The organism is Kushneria sp. EE4 (assembly GCF_977968315.1).
Map to the genome: position 1 here is coordinate 143,743 of NZ_OZ386212.1, position 20,921 is coordinate 164,663.

17 protein-coding genes are annotated in these 20,921 nt (G+C 61.9%); 6 read left to right on the forward strand and 11 right to left on the reverse strand.

The genetic code is table 11. The annotated features are described in order from the left end of the window. Positions 1-4: 4 nt before the first annotated feature. Positions 5-619 carry a YitT family protein gene (locus tag ACXMYO_RS00735; RefSeq protein ID WP_457807488.1) on the forward strand — a complete coding sequence of 205 codons (615 nt, stop codon included), beginning with the start codon at positions 5-7 and terminating at the stop codon, positions 617-619. An 82-nt stretch (positions 620-701) separates the two neighbouring features. On the opposite strand, the gene ACXMYO_RS00740 is transcribed toward ACXMYO_RS00735, so the two are convergent. The 11 genes from ACXMYO_RS00740 to ACXMYO_RS00790 form a co-directional block, all read right to left on the reverse strand. Continuing rightward, complete coding sequence (locus ACXMYO_RS00740; RefSeq protein WP_457807489.1) at positions 702-1,133, reverse strand: VOC family protein; 432 nt, start codon at positions 1,131-1,133, stop codon at positions 702-704. A gap of 140 nt (positions 1,134-1,273) precedes the next feature. Next, complete coding sequence (locus ACXMYO_RS00745; protein WP_457807490.1) at positions 1,274-4,060, reverse strand: heavy metal translocating P-type ATPase; 2,787 nt, start codon at positions 4,058-4,060, stop codon at positions 1,274-1,276. Next, positions 4,053-4,490, reverse strand: a complete 438-nt coding sequence (locus tag ACXMYO_RS00750) for a MerR family transcriptional regulator (protein WP_457807491.1) — start codon at positions 4,488-4,490, stop codon at positions 4,053-4,055. The genes ACXMYO_RS00745 and ACXMYO_RS00750 overlap by 8 nt, the downstream gene beginning before the upstream one ends. 172 nt (positions 4,491-4,662) lie before the next feature. Continuing rightward, the gene (locus ACXMYO_RS00755) at positions 4,663-5,802 is read right to left on the reverse strand and encodes a porin (RefSeq protein ID WP_457807492.1); all 1,140 of its coding nucleotides are present in this window, start codon (positions 5,800-5,802) and stop codon (positions 4,663-4,665) included. Between the two features lie 98 nt (positions 5,803-5,900). Then, positions 5,901-6,212: a hypothetical protein gene (locus ACXMYO_RS00760; protein ID WP_438766117.1), complete on the reverse strand. Its 312-nt coding sequence runs from the start codon at positions 6,210-6,212 to the stop codon at positions 5,901-5,903. A gap of 431 nt (positions 6,213-6,643) precedes the next feature. Beyond that, complete coding sequence (locus ACXMYO_RS00765; protein WP_457807493.1) at positions 6,644-8,251, reverse strand: ABC transporter ATP-binding protein; 1,608 nt, start codon at positions 8,249-8,251, stop codon at positions 6,644-6,646. 10 nt (positions 8,252-8,261) lie between these two features. Further along, positions 8,262-9,227 carry an ABC transporter permease subunit gene (locus ACXMYO_RS00770; RefSeq protein ID WP_438766120.1) on the reverse strand — a complete coding sequence of 322 codons (966 nt, stop codon included), beginning with the start codon at positions 9,225-9,227 and terminating at the stop codon, positions 8,262-8,264. Between the two features lie 12 nt (positions 9,228-9,239). Further along, positions 9,240-10,166 carry an oligopeptide ABC transporter permease OppB gene (oppB, locus tag ACXMYO_RS00775; protein WP_438766121.1) on the reverse strand — a complete coding sequence of 309 codons (927 nt, stop codon included), beginning with the start codon at positions 10,164-10,166 and terminating at the stop codon, positions 9,240-9,242. A 189-nt stretch (positions 10,167-10,355) separates the two neighbouring features. Next, entirely contained in the window at positions 10,356-11,933 is a 1,578-nt protein-coding gene (locus ACXMYO_RS00780) for a peptide ABC transporter substrate-binding protein (protein ID WP_457807494.1), read from the reverse strand. 78 nt (positions 11,934-12,011) lie between these two features. Further along, positions 12,012-13,589, reverse strand: a complete 1,578-nt coding sequence (locus tag ACXMYO_RS00785) for a peptide ABC transporter substrate-binding protein (RefSeq protein WP_457807495.1) — start codon at positions 13,587-13,589, stop codon at positions 12,012-12,014. A 245-nt stretch (positions 13,590-13,834) separates the two neighbouring features. After that, entirely contained in the window at positions 13,835-15,418 is a 1,584-nt protein-coding gene (locus tag ACXMYO_RS00790; RefSeq protein WP_457807496.1) for a peptide ABC transporter substrate-binding protein, read from the reverse strand. Between the two features lie 250 nt (positions 15,419-15,668). On the opposite strand from ACXMYO_RS00790, the gene prfB reads away from it, so the two are divergent. The 5 genes from prfB to ACXMYO_RS00815 all read left to right on the forward strand — a co-directional run bounded on the left by prfB (position 15,669) and on the right by ACXMYO_RS00815 (position 20,882). Beyond that, positions 15,669-16,770, forward strand: a protein-coding gene (prfB, locus tag ACXMYO_RS00795) for a peptide chain release factor 2 (protein ID WP_457807497.1) whose coding sequence is annotated in 2 segments (ribosomal slippage) — positions 15,669-15,746 and positions 15,748-16,770 — 1,101 coding nt in all. Because the reading frame shifts where the segments join, the coding sequence is not laid out codon by codon here. A 143-nt stretch (positions 16,771-16,913) separates the two neighbouring features. Beyond that, entirely contained in the window at positions 16,914-18,431 is a 1,518-nt protein-coding gene (gene lysS, locus ACXMYO_RS00800; RefSeq protein WP_457807498.1) for a lysine--tRNA ligase, read from the forward strand. A 134-nt stretch (positions 18,432-18,565) separates the two neighbouring features. Next, a complete protein-coding gene (locus tag ACXMYO_RS00805) occupies positions 18,566-18,949 on the forward strand; it encodes a hypothetical protein (RefSeq protein WP_115854651.1) in 384 nt (127 codons plus the stop codon). A gap of 116 nt (positions 18,950-19,065) precedes the next feature. Further along, positions 19,066-20,472, forward strand: a complete 1,407-nt coding sequence (locus ACXMYO_RS00810; protein WP_457807499.1) for a DHA2 family efflux MFS transporter permease subunit — start codon at positions 19,066-19,068, stop codon at positions 20,470-20,472. 68 nt (positions 20,473-20,540) lie between these two features. Then, positions 20,541-20,882, forward strand: coding sequence for a BolA family protein (locus ACXMYO_RS00815; protein WP_438766129.1), 342 nt, complete (start codon positions 20,541-20,543; stop codon positions 20,880-20,882). The last annotated feature ends 39 nt before the right edge of the window (positions 20,883-20,921 follow it).

Consider the following 20,921-nt stretch of genomic DNA (forward strand, 5'->3'; position numbering starts at 1 on the left):
ATCGATGGATGCATCAGCGACTCGACATCGCCTGCATGAAGACGTCATGGCCATCATGCTCGGCTCGGCCTGTGCCGCACTCGGGATCGGGCTCTACGAGCACGCCCAGATTCTGATCGGCAGCACCGCCGGCATCGCACTTTTGATTACCTACGTCACCGGCTGGAACTTCGGTCCGGTCTTTTTTGTCGTGAACCTGCCGTTTTACTGGCTCGCTTGGCAGCGGGTCGGCCACCAGTTCGCGCTCAAGACGTTTGCTGCCATCGCGCTGCTGTCCTGGATTACCTGGCAGATGCCGCGCTGGATCGATATCGGCGAGGTCTCCCCGCTGTTTGCCGCGCTCATGGGCGGCAGTCTGATCGGGCTGGGGGCGCTGGCACTCTTTCGCCACCGCGGCAGCCTGGGCGGCTTCAACATTCTGGCGCTGTATCTGCAGGACCGCCGCGGCTGGAGTGCGGGCAAGGTGCAGCTCACCCTGGATGGGCTGGTCATGCTGCTGGCCTTTTTCGTGCTGCCCCCGGCCAACGTGGGCTACTCCATTCTGGGTGCGGCCGTGCTCGGCGTGATTTTGACCCTCAACCACCGGCCCGGCCGCTACACCGGCACCAGCAGTAACTAGGCACCAGCAATCAGGCCATCAGCAGTAACTAGGCACCAGCAATCAGGCCATCAGCAGTGACCGCGCACCGGCCGGCAAGGGCCTAGTAGTTGGGCCACAGTCCCGGCGTGACCAGCTCCAGCAGATGGCCGTCCGGGTCGCGAAAGTAAAGGCTTTCGCCGCCCGGCGGCCAGTGCGTGCGCCCTTCGATCGCCACATCATGGGCTGCAAGATGTGCTTCCCAGGCCGTGAGGGCGTCCCTGCCGATGGCCAGCGCCACATGCTGGCGCCCGCCGCCGTCATGGGGCGGGATGGTGCCCATGTCATCGGGTAGATGGACGGTGTCATCGGTCTGCCCCTGCTGAAAGACGAGCAGCATCGAGTATCCCGCCGGGTAGGCGGTAAAGCGCTCATCGGCGTTGTGCGGTGACAGCCCCAGTACGGTCTCAAAAAAGTCTCGCGCCCGGGCCATGTCGGCGGTGTAGAGCACGGTTTCAATCACGCCATGAATGGCGGGCGCCTGCTGTGCGGACATCGGGGAACACTCCCTGTGGGTTGGCCTCAAATGCCAGTGTGGGTCAGCCGGGCCGGTGTGTCATGCCTTGCCCTGGCCGCCCAGAAACCACCAGATGATCAAGACGATGGCGGCGATGCCCAGGGCGTTAATCAAAAGCGTCATGCGCTGGCCTCCGTGTTTGATGTCGGGGTGTCGTGGCCCTCGGGCATGACACGCTCCGGGGTGAAGCGGCGCAGCCGGTTGGCGTTGGTCACCACCGTGACGGACGATGCCGCCATGGCCAGTGCCGCGACCATGGGCGAGAGCAGGGTGCCGGTCAGCGGATAGAGCACGCCGGCGGCAATCGGAATGCCCAGGGTGTTGTAGGCAAAGGCGCCCCACAGGTTCTGCTTGATGTTGGCGATCGTGGCGCGGCTCAGGTCAATGGCGTCGCTGATGCCGTGCAGCGAATCGCGCATCAGCGCTGCACCGGCCGATTCGATCGCCACATCGCTGCCGGCACCCATGGCAAAGCCGACATCCGCCGCGGCCAGCGCCGGGGCATCGTTGATGCCGTCGCCGGCCATGCCGACCACATGCCCCTCACCGCGCAACCGTTCGATATGGCGCTGCTTGTCCTCGGGCTTGAGACCGGCATGGACCTCGTCAATGCCGGCCTGTCGGGCGATGGCACGTGCGGTCGGCTCGGCGTCGCCGGTCAGCATTACCACGCGCAGCTGGCGGGCATGAAGGCGCACAATGGCCTCGAACGCGTCCTCACGCAGCGGGTCCTGCACGGCCAGCAGAGTGACTAGTCGGCCATCGATGGCGAAATGCAGCACGCTGCGCGCCTGATCCTCCCAGGCGCTGACGGTATCGAACGCTTCTTCAAGGGGGACGCCGTGCTCTTCCATCAGCGCCGCATTGCCCAGGGCCAGACGCTCGCCGTCTGGACCGGTGGCCGTAACGCCGCGCCCGGAGAGGGCCTCAAAGTGTTGAACCTCAACCGGCGCGGCCTGCTGCTCGCGGCAATAGTCCAGCACGGCCCCCGCCAGCGGATGCTCCGAGCCGCGCTCAAGGCCTGCCAGCAGCGCCAGCGCCGTTGTGTGGTCATCGTCCTGCCAGATGCTGTCGGTGACCCGCGGCTTGCCCTCGGTCAGAGTGCCGGTCTTGTCGACCACCAGCGCGGTCAGCTCGCCGATGCGCTGCAGCGATTCGCCGTGGCGGATCAGGATGCCGGCACTGGCGGCGCGGCCCACACCGATCATGGTCGAAATGGGCGTGGCCAGCCCCAGCGCGCAGGGGCAGGCGATGATCAGCACCGAAGTCGCGGTGATCAGCATATGGGTCACGCGTGGTTCGGGACCGACGTTGAACCAGATCAGCGCCGTGATGACGGCAGCCACCATGACCGCCGGCACAAAAAGACTGGCGACCCGGTCGGCCAGCCGGCTGATGGGCGGTCGCGAGCCCTGGGCCTGACGCACCTGCTCGATAACGCGCGACAGGCTGGTCTCGCTGCCGACCCGGGTGGCGCGCAGGGTGAGCGTGCCCTTCGTGTTGAGCGTGCCGGCCGAGACCCGGTCGCCGACGTCACGCGCCACCGGCAGCGGCTCGCCGGTCAGCATCGACTCGTCGATATGGCTGCGCCCCTCGATGACCTCGCCATCCACCGGCACCCGCTCGCCGGGTCGCAGGCGCAACAGATCGCCCTGGACCACCTCGTCGATCGCCACGTCGATATCCTGGCCATCGCGAATTGCTCGGGCAGTACTGGCGCGCAGCGATACCAGCTGCGACAGCGCCTTCGAGGTGCGCCCGCGGGAGCGGGTCTCGATCGCCTGGCCGAGGCTGACCAGCCCGATGATCATCAGTGGCGCTTCCAGATAGAGCGCGCGCGCCGCCTCCGGCACGGTGGCGGGGAACAGCGCGACAAACATGGAGTAGAGCCAGGCCGTGGCGGTACCGATCGCGATCAGCAGATCCATGTTGGCGATGCGGTGACGTACGGCCTTGAGGGCGGCGTCATAAAAGCCGCGTCCGGCCACCATCATGATGCCCAGCACGGCCAGGCCGATGGCGACCCACACCCAGCGCTCACCGCCTTCAAGCTGTGGGTGATGAAAGAACATGGAAGCCATCAGTGCCCCACCCGGTATCAGCGCCAGCCAGGTGTCGCGGATTCGCCGGCGATAGCTCTGCTGCTCCAGCTCGCCGCGGCGGGCTTCGCCCTGTTCGAGACTCTCGATCACCTCGGCGCCATAGCCGGCACGCTCGACCGCCTGGATCAGGGTGTCGGTGTCGACATCGCCGCGTATCCGGGCGCTGCGCGTGGCGAAGTTGACCTGGGCTTCATCAACGCCGTCGACGTGATCCAGCGCGTTTTGAATGGTGCGCACGCAGCCGGCACAGGTAATGCCGGTCAGCTGCAGCTCGATGGCATCGCCTCGTGGCTCGGTCGGGCTCGCTGGTGTGTCGGCCTCGACCGGTGCGCCGGCATCGTCAGTATCGGCCCCTGGCGTGGCACCGGGCTCTGGCGCTGAGCCGGGCGCCGCGCCGGCGGGCACGGCGCGATAGCCGGCTGTCTCGACGGCGCGGATCACCGCATCAAGCGAATGATCGGTTGTGATCGACAGGTGCTCGGTATCGAGCTCGATCTGCGCCTGCGGGTCGAGCGCTTCCAGCTCGCCCCGGGTGCGTTTGACGCAGCCCCCACAGTGCAGCCCTTCGAGGGTCAGCTGATGGTGATCGCGGCCGTCTTCGGCTGGCGTGGCCTGAAAGCCGGCGCTTTCTACCGTTTTGATGACTTCATCACGAGCCCGCTCGGTAGTGATGGCAAGACGCTCTACCTCGATGTCGATGCGGGCCTTCGGGTCGAGAGTCTCCAGTGCGGTGCGGGTCCGTTTGACGCAGCCACCACAGTGCAGACCCGCAAGTGTCAGGTGCCAGGTTCGCTGGTTACTCATCGATCCTCCCATGAGTCGGCGCGTCCGGTTCGTTCCAGTGCTCGATCAGCTGACACAGCGTATGGCCATCCGGTGCGCCATCGGGCATGTCGGACCAGGCGGTCAGCGCCTGTTCCATGCGATCGGCCATTGCCTCGAGCGCCTGAATCTGTGCGCGAATTCGCGGCAGCCGGGCGCTGAGCAGATCGCGCACCATGGGGCAGGGGGAGTCACCGTGATCGGTATGGGCAAAGATCTCGGCGATTTCGCGCAGGCTAAAGCCCAGCGTTCGGGCACGTTGAATGAAGCGCACGCGGCGCAGCGCTTTTTCGTCAAAGTGCTGATAGCCGTTATTCGGGTCGCGCCCGGCATGGATCAGCCCTTGATGAACATAGTGGCGGATCGTCTCGTGGGTCACATCGCCCTGTCGGGCCAGCTCACCAATTTTCATGACATCCTCGACTCGATGCGTGACAGGCCTGCAGCATAAAACCCTGGGGTTGCCCCACGGTCAAGGCAGACAGCGACATCAATGCCGGAGATAAAAAAGGCCCTGCAGCGAGTGCTGCAGGGCCGAAGCGTCGTTAGCCAATCGTCAGGGATGTGCGAGCATCACGAGGTGATCAGTAGTTAAAGCGCACCAGCAGCTGGGTGACGTTATTGCGGCGATCGCGGCCGTCAGCGTTTTTACTGTCATCGAGCAACTGCTCCAGCGCCACGATCCAGTCGCTGTAGAACCACGCCGTGCCGAGGGTGTAGTAGCTCAGGCGGGCGCTTGAGTCCTTTTCCCACAGGCGGTTCTGGCCGCCGTAGACCTGGAGGGTATCGGTCCAGGCGAAGGGATTTTGAAAGCTGTAGATGCCGATGGCCTCATAGCCACGTGCGCTGGGAGACAGGCCGTCTCCGCCGTTGCCCAGGCTGCCATCCGTGATGGCATTGCGGTACTGACCGCCGGTGACGGCGAAGTACCAGTCGCCCGGGGTCCAGCGCGCGCCGCCCAGCCAGGCGTTCACGTTGGTGGCGGTGCGATCACCGTTTTCCTGGTCATCAAAGCCGGAGTGGGAATAAGCCGCCGAAAAGGCCAGCTCATCGTTGGCGGCCCATTCGAGCGCGGCCTGGGTGGTGTATTTGCGCTTGTAACCGGACGGGGCACTGAAGCCGTTAAAGCTGTCGTTTTCGTTGAACTGTGCGCGTCCGCCGCTGTTGGTGCTGTCGTCACGGGTCTGATACATCAAGCCCAGCGTCCACTCATCCCAGCTGTTTTTGTAGTAGATCGAGTTGTCGGCACGGCCCAGGCCCTCGACACCGCCATCGCTTCTGCCGCTGCGGCCGTTATAGGAGCCGGTGGCCGAGGCACCCGACATCAGAAACTGGTCGGTCCAGGCCGCGACCATGTCGGTCCAGGGCGAGACCTGTTTACCGATAGTGATTGAGCCATACTCTTCATGCTGAAACCCGCCGAAGAGCAGCCGCTTGAAGTGGTCGTCATCGCCATTGACAAAGAAGGGGTCAAAGCCCCACTCGGTGCGGGCAATCCCTGTCCAGCCATCGGAAAAGTGGCGCTGATAGACGAGGTTGATACGCGAACCGGAGTTGGCGTTTCGATAGCTTTGACCGTTTTCCCAGATGCTTCGGTTGGCAATACGGCCACCGATGCTGAAAAGATCATCAGCGGTTTCATAAATGGTGACGGCGCCGGCGGGGTGGGAAAGCGCTGCCAGCGCAACCGCCAGAGACAGTGGCGCAATACGATGCCTGACCATAGGTTTGTTTCCTTGCATTTATTTATTGGTGTTGTGACGCAAGTGTTCCCGGACACGGATATCAACGCATGTCCTGATGAGCACCCTGAAATCTTGCCTTACTGGTAATAACGCGCGAGGTCTTCAAGCGTTAAACGACCGCTGGCACTGTCGCTACTGCTGCGCAGGATGGCAGAAAGCTCCGGGTCTTCCGTGATCTGCTGTACATCAACGTAGCCTTCATTGCGCGAATCGAGCTGGCGAAAGCGTTGAAGAACATCGCCGGGAATCTGGCTGGTATCCACATCACTTCTGGCCGTTTCAGCGCGTGAGAAGCTGCCTCGGCCATCACCGAAAGGCTCATAATTCTGGCAGGCTGTCAGACCAAATATCGAAAGTGCGCCAACCGCTACAAGGGTTTTTATTGTCATGATGGGGTTCCGTTGAGGTGTTATCGTTAAAGCGATGCAGCGTTCATTGTCATGGCTCTACGGCCATTTTCAGGCTGATTAACGTCAGCGACACAGGGGGTAATCAAGCCTTAATTTTTTTGTATCACAGACCGGTTTGATAAATAAACTTTAATTTAATATCTATTGGTCCAATACATGAAAGGTTTCAAATCGGGGGGCAGTTCATTTTATGGCTTCGAAAAAATAACTGTTCAGAACTGACTGTTTAGAAGGCGATGTCGGCAGAAATTAAAGATGGAAAAAGGTTTCTCGGCGCAAAGTGGCTGTCGTTCAGGGTGGATTAAAAATTGGCCGTGATCGAAGGGTTCGTTTTTATCATGGGCTCAATCGATGATGAACGAATTCAGAAAAACCGGCCCTTCAGATGAGGGCCATTATTCATTTTGCTGTCAGGCAACGTTTTCCATGTCACGCAAAAAGGCCGCTTTCAAAAGCGCTTTTGTGTATTCCTGCTGCGGCGTACGGAAAATGGTCTCGGCGCTGCCCTGTTCGACCACCTGACCTTCCTTCATGACCAGCACGGTATCGGACAGCGCCCGAACCACGGCCAGATCGTGGCTGATGAACACATAGGTCAGGTTGTATTTCTGCTGCAGGTGGCGCAAAAGCTCGATGACCGTTATCTGGACCGAGCGGTCCAGTGCCGAGGTCGGTTCATCAAGCAGCAGGAAGTCAGGCTTGAGCACCAGGGCGCGCGCAATGGCAATGCGCTGGCGCTGGCCACCGGAAAACTCGTGCGGGTAGCGCTTGCGCATCGACGGGTCCAGCGATACTTCTTCAAGCGATTCGATCACACGCCGTTCGCGCTCGCGCCGGTCGAGTTCCGGAAAGTGCACCCTGAGTCCTTCACTGATAATTTCGCCGACGGTCATGCGTGGCGAGAGCGAGCCAAACGGGTCCTGAAAGACCACCTGCATGCGCGCACGCAGAGGCCGCATGTGCGACTTGTCAAAACCGCTGATGTCGGTGTCTTCAAAGCGAAGCTGTCCCTGGCTTTTCAACAGCCGAAGCAGGGCGCGCCCCAGCGTTGATTTTCCCGAGCCCGACTCGCCCACGATCCCGACGGTCTGCCCGCGGCGTACGGTCAGATCAATGCCGCGTACCGCTTCAAAATGCTCGTCGCGTCCGAACAGACGTTTTTTGGTGGTAAAGCGCACGCGCACGTCCCGGCCGCTGAGCAGCACCGGTGCATCGTCGGCCACGGCCGGTTTGCTGCCGCGCGGTTCGGCGTCGAGCAGCATGCGGGTGTAGTCGTGCTGCGGCTCATTGAAGACTTTCGCGGTCTCACCGGCCTCGACCAGCTCGCCGTAGCGCATCACGCAGACCCGCTCGGCAAAGCGACGCACCAGACTCAGATCGTGGGTGATAAACAATATCGCCATGCCGTAGCGCTGTTGCAGGTCCCGGAGCAGATCGAGAATCTGGGCCTGTACGGTGACATCAAGCGCCGTGGTGGGCTCATCGGCGATGAGAAGGCGCGGTTCGCAGGCCAGCGCCATGGCGATCATGACGCGCTGGCGCTGGCCGCCGGAGAGTTCGTGAGGGTAGCTTGAAATGCGTCGTTCGGGATCGGGGATGCCGACCTGGTGGAGCAGTTCCAGCACTCGAGCGCGTGCCTTGCTGCCGGAGAGCCCGCGATGGCGATGAAGCACTTCGGCAATCTGGCGGCCGATGCGATGCAGCGGATTGAGCGAGGTCATCGGCTCCTGAAAGATCATCGAGAACTCGTTGCCGCGCAGCCGACGCATCCGCGCGGCGCTGGCCTGTGTCAGATCCTCGCCGTCCAGCCGAATGGCGCCGGAGATACTGGCCATCTCGGGCAGCAGGCGCATCAGCGCGGTGGAGGTGACCGACTTGCCGGAGCCGGACTCGCCCACCAGCGCTAGGGTCTCGCCCTGGTTGATATGAAAGCTGACGCCCTTGACGGCCGAGACAGTGCCGGTGGGCAGTTCAAAGTCCACCCTGAGATTGTCGATCTCGAGCAGGGGTGTCGACATGGTGGACTCCTTAGCGGGTACGCGGGTCGAGGGCATCACGCAGCCCGTCGCCCAAAAAGTTGAGACAAAAAAGCGTTACGGCCAGAAAGGTGGCCGGCACGATCAGCATCCAGGGCGCGCCCTGCATGTTGGCGGTGCCCTCGCTGATCAGTACGCCCCAGCTGGTCAGCGGCTCCTGTACGCCCAGCCCCAGAAAGGAGAGAAAGCTCTCCAACAGGATCACCTTGGGTACCGTCAGCGTCACATAGATGATGACCGGGCCGATCGAGTTGGGAATCAGGTGGCGGGTAATGATCTTTGAATCCCGAACGCCCAGGGCGTGGGCGGCCTCGATGAATTCGCGCCGTTTGAGCGACAGGGTCTGGCCGCGCACGATACGGGCCATGTCAAGCCACTCCACCGCACCGATGGCGGCGTAGATCAAAAAGATGTTACGCCCGAAGACCACCATCAGCAGGATGACCAGAAACATGAAGGGCAGGGAGTACATGATGTCGACAAAGCGCATCATCAGATTGTCAGTGCGCCCGCCGACGTAGCCGGAAATGGCGCCGTAGAGCACGCCGATGACCAGGCTCACCAGCGTGGCCACCAGCGCCACCGACAGCGACACGCGCCCGCCATAGAGCGTACGGGTCAGAAGATCCCGGCCGTTGGCGTCCGTGCCCAGCCAGTGCTGGTTGGCAAGCGTCGGGCCGGTGCCGAAATTTTCCCAGTCCACCTCGGCCAGATCCCAGGGCAGCAGCCAGGGGCCGGCAATACAAACCACTGCCATCGCCACCAGCAAAATGAGACTCGCCATGGCCGCCCGGTTGTGGCGCAGCCGCCGCCAGGCCTCGCGGGCGAGACTCTCGCCGGGCTGAGCGACCGGCGCCTCGGGCGGATTGGGGCTGCCACCGCCCTGGAGGTGATCACCGTCGCCCGGGGTCGTGCCGGACGCGGCGTGGGTGTCATGAGCACCGTGGGAAGAGGTCATGATGCGCTCCGGTCAGTCGTCATAGCGAATTTGCGGGTCGAACAGCGAATAGAGCAGATCGACAATCAGGTTCATCAGCACGATCAGGATCCCGTAGAACACCACCGTGCCCATCACCAGCGTGTAGTCGCGGTTGAGCGCGCCCTGCACGAAATAGCGCCCGATGCCCGGCAGCCCGAAGATCTGCTCGATGACCACCGAACCCGTGATGATGCCGGCGATGGCCGGACCGAGATAGGAGAGCACCGGCAGCATCGCCGGGCGCAGGGCGTGGCGCCAGATCACCTGACGCTCGTTGAGCCCCTTGGCGCGGGCGGTGCGAATGAAATGGCTGCCCAGCACCTCGATCATCGAGGCGCGCATCATGCGGGCAATGTAGGCGATCTGTTGAATGGCCAGCGCCACCACCGGCAGCACCAGATTGGGCAGGGCGCCGCCGTTCCAGCCGCCCACCGGCAGCCAGCCCAGGATCACGCCGAAAAACAGCGCCATCAGCGGGGCGATCACGAAGTTGGGCACGGCAATGCCGCCCAGCGCCGTGCCCATCAGCAGATAGTCCACCGTTGAGTTGCGTCTGAGCGCCGCCATGACCCCCATGGGAATGCCGAAAAGCAGCGCCAGCGCAATCGCCAGTCCTCCGAGTTCCAGACTGACCGGAAAGCCCTGGGCGATCAGGTCGGTGACCGAGAAGTCCTTGTACTTGAACGACGGTCCGAAATCGCCCTGGAGGAGGTTGCCCATGTAGCGCAGATACTGCATGGGCAGCGGCTCATCCAGATGATAGGCCGCCATCAGATTGGCCTCGATCTCCGGCGGCAGCTGGCGCTCGCCGTCAAAGGGGCCGCCCGGGGCGACCCGCATCAGAAAAAACGAGGCCGTAATCACGATTAACAGGGTGGGGATGGCCATGGCCAGGCGTTTGGCGATATAGCTCAGCACGGCGTCTTACCTCGGCGTGGGTGGTGGCGATACAACAAAACCGGTGTCCCGGCACCGACAGGGCGTCAGGGCCGCCATCGCCTGGTCCCGCGACGGGATGGAAGGCTTGCGAGCGCCCGGTCAGGCCGGCTGTCGGTTACGTTATTATGCTCACACCGGACCGGCATCGCGTCCGGCCCGGTGTGAGGGCTACGGGTTGATGCTGATCCAGCGCGACAGATGGCGATTGATGGCGTTGTCTTCCCAGCCGGTCATGTCCGGATTGACCAGATTGCGCGCGGCATCGGCATAGATCGGCGCCAGAGCGTAGTCTCCCAGCGCCTGGCGCTCGGCCTGCTCGAGCAGCTCGCGGCGCTTGTCCGGGTCGGCCTGCGCAGTGGCCTGCGCCAGAAGGTCATCGAATTCGGCGCTTTGGTAGCCGCTGTAGTTCTTGGTATTGCCGGAGGCGAGAATGCTCAGGAAATTGCTGGCATCGTCAAAATCCGCCACCCAGCTGGCGCGGGCAATATCGAAGTCGCCGCGCGCGATCTCGGCGTAGTGAACGTTGGCCTCGGCGTTGACCATTTCGATATTGATGCCCAGCGGCTTCCACATGGCGGCCGCGGCCACGGCGATGCGGCGGTGATCATCGCGGGAGTTGAAGCGCAGGCGCAGGTTGAGCGGATGCTCCGGGCCGTAGCCGGCCTCCTTTAAAAGCGTTCTTGCCCTTTCCATGCGCGCATCGATATCGCCATCAACGCCCGGCATGGTCTGCGCCTCGTAATGGCTGATCCCCTCGGGCACCAGCGCGCTGGTGGCGTTGGCCGCCCCCTGCAGCACCTTGTCGACGATGATGTCGCGCCGCAATGCCAGGTTGAGCGCCTCGCGCACGCGCACGTCGCTGGTCGGATGCCCCTCGCGGTTATTGAGGGCGTAATAGTAGGTCGAGAGCTGGTTGTGCAGGTGCACGGCGTCGCTCAGGTTGTCGGTGAGCCACTGATAGCGACTGGCGTCAAAATCGCGCATGACGTCCAGATCGCCGCTTCGAAAGCGCGACAGGCCCGTATTGAGGTTCTCGACCAGGTGGTAGTTGACGCCATCGAGCGTGACGCTGTCGGCGTCGTGAAACTGCGGGTTTTTCACCGCCTCGATATGGTCATGCGAGACCCAGCGGCTCGGCATGAAGGCGCCGTTGGTGGCGATATGAGACAGCTGTGTCCAGTCGTTGCCATATTCGCCCACCAGATGCGAGGGCACGGGCGCGGCGATGATATGCGCCATCAGCGTTGGCAGATAGGGCGTGGGCTGCTCGAGGGTGACTTCGAGTTGATGATCGCTTGCGGCGTGGACGCCCAGCGTGTCGAGTTCGGCCTCGCCGCGGTTGATGGCGGCGGCGTTTTCAAGCGGATAGAGCAGATTGGCGTAGATGGAGGCGATGCTCGGGTCCAGCGCGCGCTGAAAGGCGAGCACGAAGTCATCGGCCGTGACCGGCTCGCCGTCGGACCAGCGGGCATCGTCGCGCAGGTCAAACGTCCAGGTCAGGCCATCATCGGAGACCGACCAGTCGGTGGCCACGCCCGGCTGATAGTCGCCATCGGGGGCGAGCGTCACGAGCCCCTCGAACAGATCGCCCAGCACATCGTTGTCATAAACGGCGCCGGTGACGCGGGCGGCGTCCAGCGAGGCCGGCTCGCCGTAAATGCCGATATCCAGCGTGGCGGCGTGAACGGTCAACGGCAGTGACCAGGCCAGAGCGACTGCCATGCAGCCGGAAACGAGACGATTCATGAACGGTGCCTGTTCAAAAGAGATGAATAAAATCGGCATGTTAGCACCGCCCGGCGGACGGTGCTGATGACATGGAAGCTACTGCTCGATGCTGATCCAGCGAGAGCGGTGGAGGTCTTCGATGTTGTCTTCCCAGCCCGACAGACGAGTGCTGACGAGATTGCGCGACACATAGTAATAAAGAGGCAGTGCGCCGAAATCCTTGAGCATGACCTGTTCGGCGTTGGCCATGACGTCGGCACGCTGCGTCATGTCCTGCGTGCCGGCGGCCTGATCCATCAGTGCATCAAACTCGGCGCTGGAATACGCGCCGTAGTTATTGGGGACGCCGGTCTCGAAAAGGCTCAAAAAGTTCTGCGGGTCATTGTAGTCACCGATCCAGCCGGCACGGCCCACATCAAAGTCACCCTGGCGCATGTTTTGGTAGTGGACCGCGACTTCGGCGTTGCGCAGGTCCAGATTGACGCCCAATGGCTTCCACATGGCGGCCAGTGCCACCATGACCTTGCGATGGTCATCGTCGGTATTGTAGGTCGCGACCAGATTAAGCGGCTTGTCCGGGCCATAACCGGCCTCTGACAGCAGCTCTCTGGCGCGGGCCATGCGCTCATCACTGCTCATGTCATGGCCGGGCATTTCCTGAAGCTCGTAGTCATTGATGCCCTCGGGCACGATGCTCCAGGCGGGGATGGTGCCGATTTTTAAAATGTTGTCGCTGATGACATCGCGGCGTGTCGCCAGGTTCAGGGCTTCGCGGACGCGAACGTCGCTGGTGGGATGACCCTCGCGCGAGTTAAGCGCCATGTAGTAAATGCCCAGATAGGGCGCCACATGGGTCTCATCCGGCAAATTGTCCTTGAGCCACTGATACTGCTGGGTGGGGAACTCGCGTGCGATATCCACTTCGCCGCCCCGGAAGCGGTTCAGGGCAGCGTTGCGATCCTCGATCGGGTAATAGATCACCTCATCGAGTGTGACGTTGTCGGCGTCGTGAAAGTACTCGTTTTTCGAGGCTTCGATGCGGTTTTGCGAGCGCCACTGATCCAGCTTGAAGGCGCCGTTGGAGACCAGGTGGCCCTTGCGAATCCAGTCGCGGCCGTACTCCTTGAGCACATGTTCGGGCACGGGATAGGCCGTGTAGTGGGAAAGCTGATCCAGAAAATAGGGCGTTGAATGGGTCAGAGTGACCTCAAGCGTGTGCTCGTCGATGGCACGCACGCCCAGCGTGTCGACGTCGGCCTCGCCCTTGTTGATCGCCTCGGCGCCCTCGACGGGGTAGAGCAGATAGGCATAGTTGGCGGCCGTGTTGGGGTCGAGCAGACGGCGCCAGGAGAAGACAAAGTCCTCGGCCGTCAGGGGTTCGCCGTCCGACCACTTCGCATTTTCCCGAAGATGAAAGGTATAGATTCTGCCGTCGTCGCTGATATCCCAGGAACTGGCAACGCCGGGAATCCTTTTAACGTGTGCGTCTTCGGTGACCAGGCCTTCAAAAAGATCGCCCACCACGTCGTTTTCCCATACGCCGCTGACCTGGTGCGGATCCAGCGAGGCGGGTTCCCCCATGATGGCAATGCGAAGCGTATCGGCAAGGGCAGGTGAGGCGGCAAGAGAGGAGGCAAGTGCAATGGCGCTGACAAGCGAGCGGATCGGTGGCATGAAAGTCCCCACGATATTGGCATTATTGTTGTCGCTATCGCGTACCGGGATAGCGGCGCGAGTCGTGTTTCGCTTTTGGCGAATTTTGAAGTTACTCCGCACCGGGGTGATGTGTCCAGAGTTAACGAAGCGTTAAAAAAGGCGACCAATATTGGGGACAAAGGGTCGATATCGTGGCGGATGGATGACAAACGGGTGACAAAAGAGCGCGTTCTTCTGTCACCCTGGTGGACGCCTGGCAGTAATCAGCGATCGCTGTCGATCGAGATCCAGCGTGAGGCGTGCATGTCGAGGGCGTTGTTGTCCCAGCCTTCAATGGCAGGGCTGACCAGGTTGCGCGCGGCGTAGGTATAGATCGGCGCCAGCGGATAGTCGGCCAGCGCCATCGCTTCGGCGCGCTGCATCATGTCGCGGCGTGTGTCGCTGTCGAGTGCCTGATCGGATTGCTGGATCAGCTGGCTGTAATCAGCGTTTTGATAGTCACCGTAGTTGTTGGTTTCGGCCGAGAGCAGCTGCAAAAAGTTCTGCGCGTCGTCATAGCTTGAGATCCAGGCGGCGCGGGCCACCTGGAAGTCGCCCTGCATCAGCTCCGAGTAGTGCACGTTGGCTTCGCTGTTGCGCATCTCGACGTTGACACCCAGTGGCTTCCACATGGCCGCGACCGCCACGGCAATGCGCTGATGCTCGTCACCGGAGTTGTAGCGCAGGGTCAGATCGAGCGGCTTTTCGGGCCCAAACCCGGCGGCTTTCAGGAGTTCGCGGGCCCGATTCAGGCGGGTGTCCATGTCGTCATCAAGGCCCGGCTGGGTGGCCGGGGTGTAGTTGCTGACCCCTTCCGGGACCAGCGAGTGAGACGGTGTGACGGCGCCATCCAGCAGTTTCTCACTGATCACGTCGCGACGAATGGCCAGTGAGAGCGCTTCGCGCACGCGCTTGTCGGCCACCGGGGAGCCCTCGCGCAGGTTGAAGACGTAGTAATAGCTGCCCAGCGACGGCGTGATCTGCACGGCATCGGGGATCTGCTTTTCAAGCCACTGATAGCGCGCGGCCGGAAAGTCTCGCAGGATATCGAGCTCGCCGGCACGAAAGCGCGAGATGCCGGCGTTCTTGTCTTCGACGGGGTAGTAGTTCACGCCGTCCAGCGTCACCTTGTCGGCATCGTGAAACTCGGGGTTTTTGACCGTGTCGAGCTCGGAATTGGAGACCCAGCGCACCGGCTTGAAGGCGCCGTTGACCACGATATTGTCCGGGCGGCTCCAGCGCTCCCCCTTGTCCTTGACGACGTGTTCGGGGATCGGGTAGCCAAACGGCAGCACCAGCGTCTTGAGAAAGTAGGCGGCCGGCTCGGTCAGATGAATGACCAGGGTGTGGCCGTTGTCACGGCTTTCAACGCCCAGGGTGTCGAGTTCGGCCTCGCCGGCGTTGATCTTCTGCGCGTTGACCACCGGATAGAGGCGGTGGGCGTAGTTGGAGGCGGTTTTCGGGTCGACCTGATAGCGCAGGGCAAAGACGAAATCCTCGGCGGTGACCGGCTCGCCGTCCGACCAGCGGGCATCCTCACGCAGGTGGAAGGTGTAGGTTTTACCGTCTTCGCTGGTTTCCCAGTCTGTGGCCACGCCCGGGATGATCTGTCCCTGGGCGTCGATGGCCACCAGCCCTTCGAAGATATCGCGCAGGACGTCTTCCTCCCAGACGCCGCCGGTCACCCGCGCCGGGTCGAGCGAGGCGGGGTCGCCGCTGATACCGACATTGAGCGTGGCTGCAAGGGTCAGCGGCGCGCCCAGCGTCAGTCCGGCACCGATCAGCGACAGCAGTAGTTTTCTTTTCATGACGTTCCCCGGTAGAAATTGTTATCGATGCGCCCACTCGGGCATGACTGAAAGATCACAGCAAGGCGAGACGGTGTCAAAGCAGCACTTATAATCATTTCTGCCATTTTTATTTTGCAGGCGGGAAAGGCGCGGGCGGCGGGTGACGGGCAGGGCGTGGTTTGGCTACAATAACGCCCCTTGTTTTTCAACTCTTACATGAGGTGCTGCGGCCCTTTCCGGCGCAGTGGCCCTGGCCGAGCGAGCTACCATGCAGCAGGAACTCACGCCCATTCATCACCTGCTCAAGGACCTGTCCGAACGGACAGACGTCCTGAGGGGGTATCTTTGACTATGCCGAGCGAAAAGATCGTCTCGAGGAAGTAACGCGCGAGCTGGAAAACCCCGACGTCTGGAGTGACCCGGACCACGCGCAGAAGCTAGGCCGCGAGCGCGCGCAGCTTGAAGACATCGTCACCACGCTGGATACGCTGCAAAGCGGCATTCGCGACAACGGCGAGCTCTACGAGCTGGCGCACATGGAAGACGACGAGGAGACCATGACGGAAATCCGTCGTGACCTCGAGCGTTTTGAAGCGCAGCTGGCCAAGCTCGAGTTTCGTCGCATGTTCTCCGGCGAGATGGACCCCAACAACGCCTACATGGATATCCAGGCCGGCTCCGGCGGGACCGAGGCGCAGGACTGGGCCAATATTTTACTGCGCATGTATCTGCGCTGGGCCGAGCATCACGGTTTCAAGGCGGAAATCTCCGAGATTTCGGCCGGTGACGTGGCGGGCATCAAGTCGGCTACCATCCATGTGCAGGGCGAGTACGCCTTTGGCTGGCTGCGCACCGAAACCGGCGTGCATCGTCTGGTCCGAAAGAGCCCGTTTGATTCCGGCGGTCGGCGCCATACCTCGTTTGCCTCGGTGTTTCTCTCTCCGGAAATCGATGACAGCTTCGAGGTCGACATCAACCCGGCCGATCTGCGCGTGGACACCTATCGCTCCTCCGGCGCCGGCGGTCAGCACGTCAACACCACCGACTCGGCCGTGCGTATTACCCACGAGCCCAGCGGCGTGGTGGTGTCATGTCAGACCCAGCGCAGCCAGCATGCCAACCGCGATTTCGCGATGAAGCAGCTCAAGGCCAAGCTCTGGGAGCTGGAGATGCAGCGCCGCAGCGCCGAGAAGCAGCAGGCCGAGGACTCCAAGTCCGATATCGGCTGGGGCAGCCAGATCCGCTCCTACGTGCTCGATGATCAGCGCATCAAGGACCTGCGTACCGGCGTACAGACCAGCAACTGTGAGCGTGTGCTCGACGGCGATCTGGATCAGTTCATCGAAGCCAGTCTCAAACAGGGACTTTGATCGGAAGAGACGTTTTGAACAGACGACTTCCGACCGGCAGGCTCGCTGTCCGGCATCGCATGCTCTGGACATCAATCGTGTCAGGCATGAACCGCAGGCCGTAACGAGCCTGCCATTGACGGTTATTTTCAATAGGCAAGGTAATGGCGAATCAGGATCAGCAGGCAGGCAGTGAACACGAAGAAAACCATCTGATCGCCGAGCGGCGGGCAAAGCTTGCCGCTCGCCGCGAGCAGACAAGCGCTCAGGGCGGCAGTGCCTTCCCCAACGATCTGCGCCGTGACAGTCTCGCCGCGGACCTTCAGGCAGAGCTTGGCGAGCACGACAAGGAAGCGCTTGAATCGCTGGGGCGTCAGGCGGCGGTGGCCGGGCGCATCATGCGAAAGCGCGGCCCCTTTATCGTCATTCAGGACGCCTCCGGCCAGATCCAGCTCTACGTGGACAAGAAGGGCCTGCCCGCGGAAGTGCTTGAAGACATCAAGGGCTGGGACATCGGCGATATTGTTTTCGGCCAGGGCCCGGTGCACAAGTCCGGCAAGGGCGATCTCTACGTGATGATGGAGACCGCGCGGCTTCTGACCAAGAGCCTGCGCCCGCTGCCGGACAAGTTCCACGGCCTGACCGACCAGGAGGCGCGCTATCGCCAGCGCTACGTGGATCTGATCATGAATCCGGAAGTGCGTGACACTTTCCGCATTCGCGCCGCCGTGATCAGCGCCATTCGCCAGTTCTTCACCGAGCGTGACTTCATGGAAGTCGAAACGCCGATGCTCCAGCCGATTCCCGGTGGCGCCACGGCGCGCCCGTTTGTGACCCATCACAACGCGCTGGATATCGACATGTATCTGCGCATCGCCCCGGAGCTTTATCTCAAGCGCCTGGTGGTGGGCGGTTTCGAGCGGGTCTTCGAGATCAACCGCAATTTCCGCAACGAGGGGCTGTCGACCCGGCACAACCCCGAGTTCACCATGCTCGAGTTCTACTGGGCCTACGCCGACTACCACGACCTGATCGATCTGACCGAGTCGCTGGTACGCTTTGCTGCCGAAAAGGCGGTGGGCACTACGCTGATTACCTATCAGGGCACCGAGTGTGATCTCTCTCAACCCTTTGATCGGCTGACCCTGCGCGAGTCGATTCTGAAATATGGTCAGGGCGTCGAGTCGAGCGAGCTGGACTCGCTGGACAGTGCCACGGCGCTGGCCGAGCGTTTGAGCATTGACGTCAAGCCGGGCTGGGGACTGGGCAAGCTGCAGACCGAGATTTTTGAAACCGTGGCCGAGCATCGCCTCGAGCGGCCGACCTTTATCACTGAATATCCGGCCGAGGTCAGCCCGCTGGCGCGTCGCAACGATGACAATCCGTTCGTGACCGACCGCTTCGAGTTCTTTGTGGGCGGGCGCGAGATCGCCAACGGCTTCTCCGAGCTCAACGACGCCGAGGACCAGGCCGAGCGCTTTGCCGCCCAGGTGGCCGAGAAGGACGCCGGTGATGTCGAGGCGATGTACTATGACGCCGACTATATCCGCGCGCTCGAGTATGGCATGCCGCCGACGGCGGGCGAGGGCATCGGTATCGACCGGCTGGTGATGCTGCTGGCGGATGCGCCGTCCATTCGTGATGTGCTGCTGTTTCCGGCCATGCGTCCGGAAGCAGAGTAAATCGCGACGCCTTTCCCGGTCTGGTCGCCCGATGTGCGCCAATGCCCGGATGAATCATGGCATTGGTGACCCCGGGCGGCCATACTGGGGCGCTTGAACAGGATTTCCACCAGCCCCGAATCGGGAGAGTCGCAATGAAACTGGTGAACCGCTCTGCACTCAGCGTGCGTCCCAGACAGGCCTTTGTAGACTGGATCAATTCGCTGGAAGCCACCGAGGGTGAAGACGACCTCACCCTCGAGGATGCCGAACGCGAAAGCACCATCTACCTCATTCCCGAGATGGATACGGAAGACGCGCTGCAGGCCTGCCTGCACGAACGCTTTGCCGATATCCTTGAAAACGAGCTGTCCGCCTGGGAGGAAGATTCCCGTCACTGGCCGGACATCAACGAAGTCACCTTTGAATTCTTTCTGCGCGTCGAGCACAGCTATCTGTGCGTGGATCTGGACGAGGAAGCGGCACTCGAGCAGAGCGATTTCGAGGACGACCTGCTGCTTGATACCGACGAGGTCTGACCGTTCGGCGTCGAGATGATGTCAAAGCCTGCCCGGCACGACGGCCGGTGCGGGCCTGTTTTACCATGTCCTTCTCTCTGTGCTCACGCGCTGTCCCGCACTATCGGTAACTCTTCTTGAAAGCACTACTGTCCTGGCGTGAAGGTGATGATGGCCTGCCTCCCCGCCAGCGTATTCTGGCCATGATGGTCCTCATGTCGGGGTCGCTGATGGCGGTCCTCAACATCAATAGCGTCAACATTGCCCTGCCGACCATCGCTCGAGAGCTGGGCGTCTCTTCGGCCGCCTCTGTCTGGATTATCAACGTCTATCAGCTGGTGGGCGCCGCCTCCATGCTGACCTTTGCCGCCCTGGGCTATCGCATCGGGCGCTATCGTCTTTATATCGGCGGCATGATCATTTTCGTACTGACCTCGATATTGTGTGCGCTGTCGCCGTCGCTGGTCTGGCTGATCGCCTTTCGCGCCATTCAGGGGCTGGGGTCGGCGGCCATGATGAGTATCGGGCCGTCCATGTATCGGGTCATCTTTCCCACACGGCTGCTGGGACAGGCCATGGGGCTGACCGCGCTGACCATTTCGCTGGCGGTGGCCGGCGGGCCGGCGCTGGGCGGTCTGGTGCTGGCCGTGGCCAGCTGGCCGTGGCTTTTCTGGATCAACGTGCCGCTGGGCGTGGCGGCCATCTGGCTGGCGATCCGGGCGCTGCCGAAAGAGCAGGGCAGTCGCTATCGGTTTGATGTGCTCGGTGCCGTGTTGTCCGCCGTGGGTCTGGGAAGCTTTGTCATCATGCTCGACAGCATCGCTGACATGTCGCGCCCGGGCAGCGTGCCGCTCCTGCTGATCGTGAGTCTAGTGGCACTCACCGGCTTCATCTGGCGCCAGCGCCATTTTGACAATCCGCTGCTGCCGCTGGTGATCTTCCGGGAAGCGCGGTTCACCATGGCGGTGATGACCTCGTTTTTCTCCTTTCTGGCCCAGAGCATGGCGTTTATCAGTCTGCCGTTTCTGTTTCAGAGCGTGCAGGGCTACACGCCGCTTGAATCTGCCTTTTTGTTCACGCCCTGGCCGCTGGGCGTGATGATCGGTGCGCCGCTGGGCGGGCGACTGGCCGACCGCTTCAGTCCGCCGATCATCTCCTCGATCGGGCTTTTGCTGTTCATGGCGGGGCTGGGGGCACTGGCGCTTCTGGGGGATCAGCCCTCAACGGTCGATATTTTGTGGCGCAGCGCCCTGTGCGGCATGGGCTTTGGTCTCTATCAGGCGCCCAACAACCGTGAAATGATGGGATCACTGCCCAAGGCGCGCAGTGGCAGCGCCTCCGGCGTGCTGGCAAGCGTACGTACCTTTGGTCAGTCTGTTGGTGCTGCCTTGGTTGCACTGGTGCTTTCTGGAATAATGAATACCACGATGGACAGCACCATGACGGTGAGCCTGGCCCTGTGGATGGGCATGGCTTCCGCCATTGTGGCGCTGATGCTTTCGGCATCACGAATTCGCATGTTGCGCCGGCATCAGTCCGGATAGACGGCGGTGTCGACACATGTCGTTATGCCTGTCCAATGACAATATCAACGTGCCGGAGGTGGTAGCCCATGACAATTTCTTCGGTGGACACGCTTGATGGTGCCAACATTGCGGCGCTGATCGAGCAGAAGCTGGCCGTTTTCGAGCCGCAATGGCTCACCATCGAAAACGAAAGCCACAAGCACAATGTGCCGCCCGAGTCGCAAACGCACTTCAAGGTGACGCTGGTGTCCGAGCAGTTTGAGGGCATAATGCCGGTCAAGCGCCACCAGCAGATCTATGCCGCCCTGTCTGATGAGCTGGCGGGGCCGGTGCATGCGCTGGCCCTGCATCTCTATACGCCCGAGCAGTGGGCGGCGCGCAACAACGAGCGCCCCGACTCCCCGAACTGCCGCGGCGGTGGTGCCTAGTGTTGTCCGAACCGTGAGCCATCGATGCCGGTGTCTGGC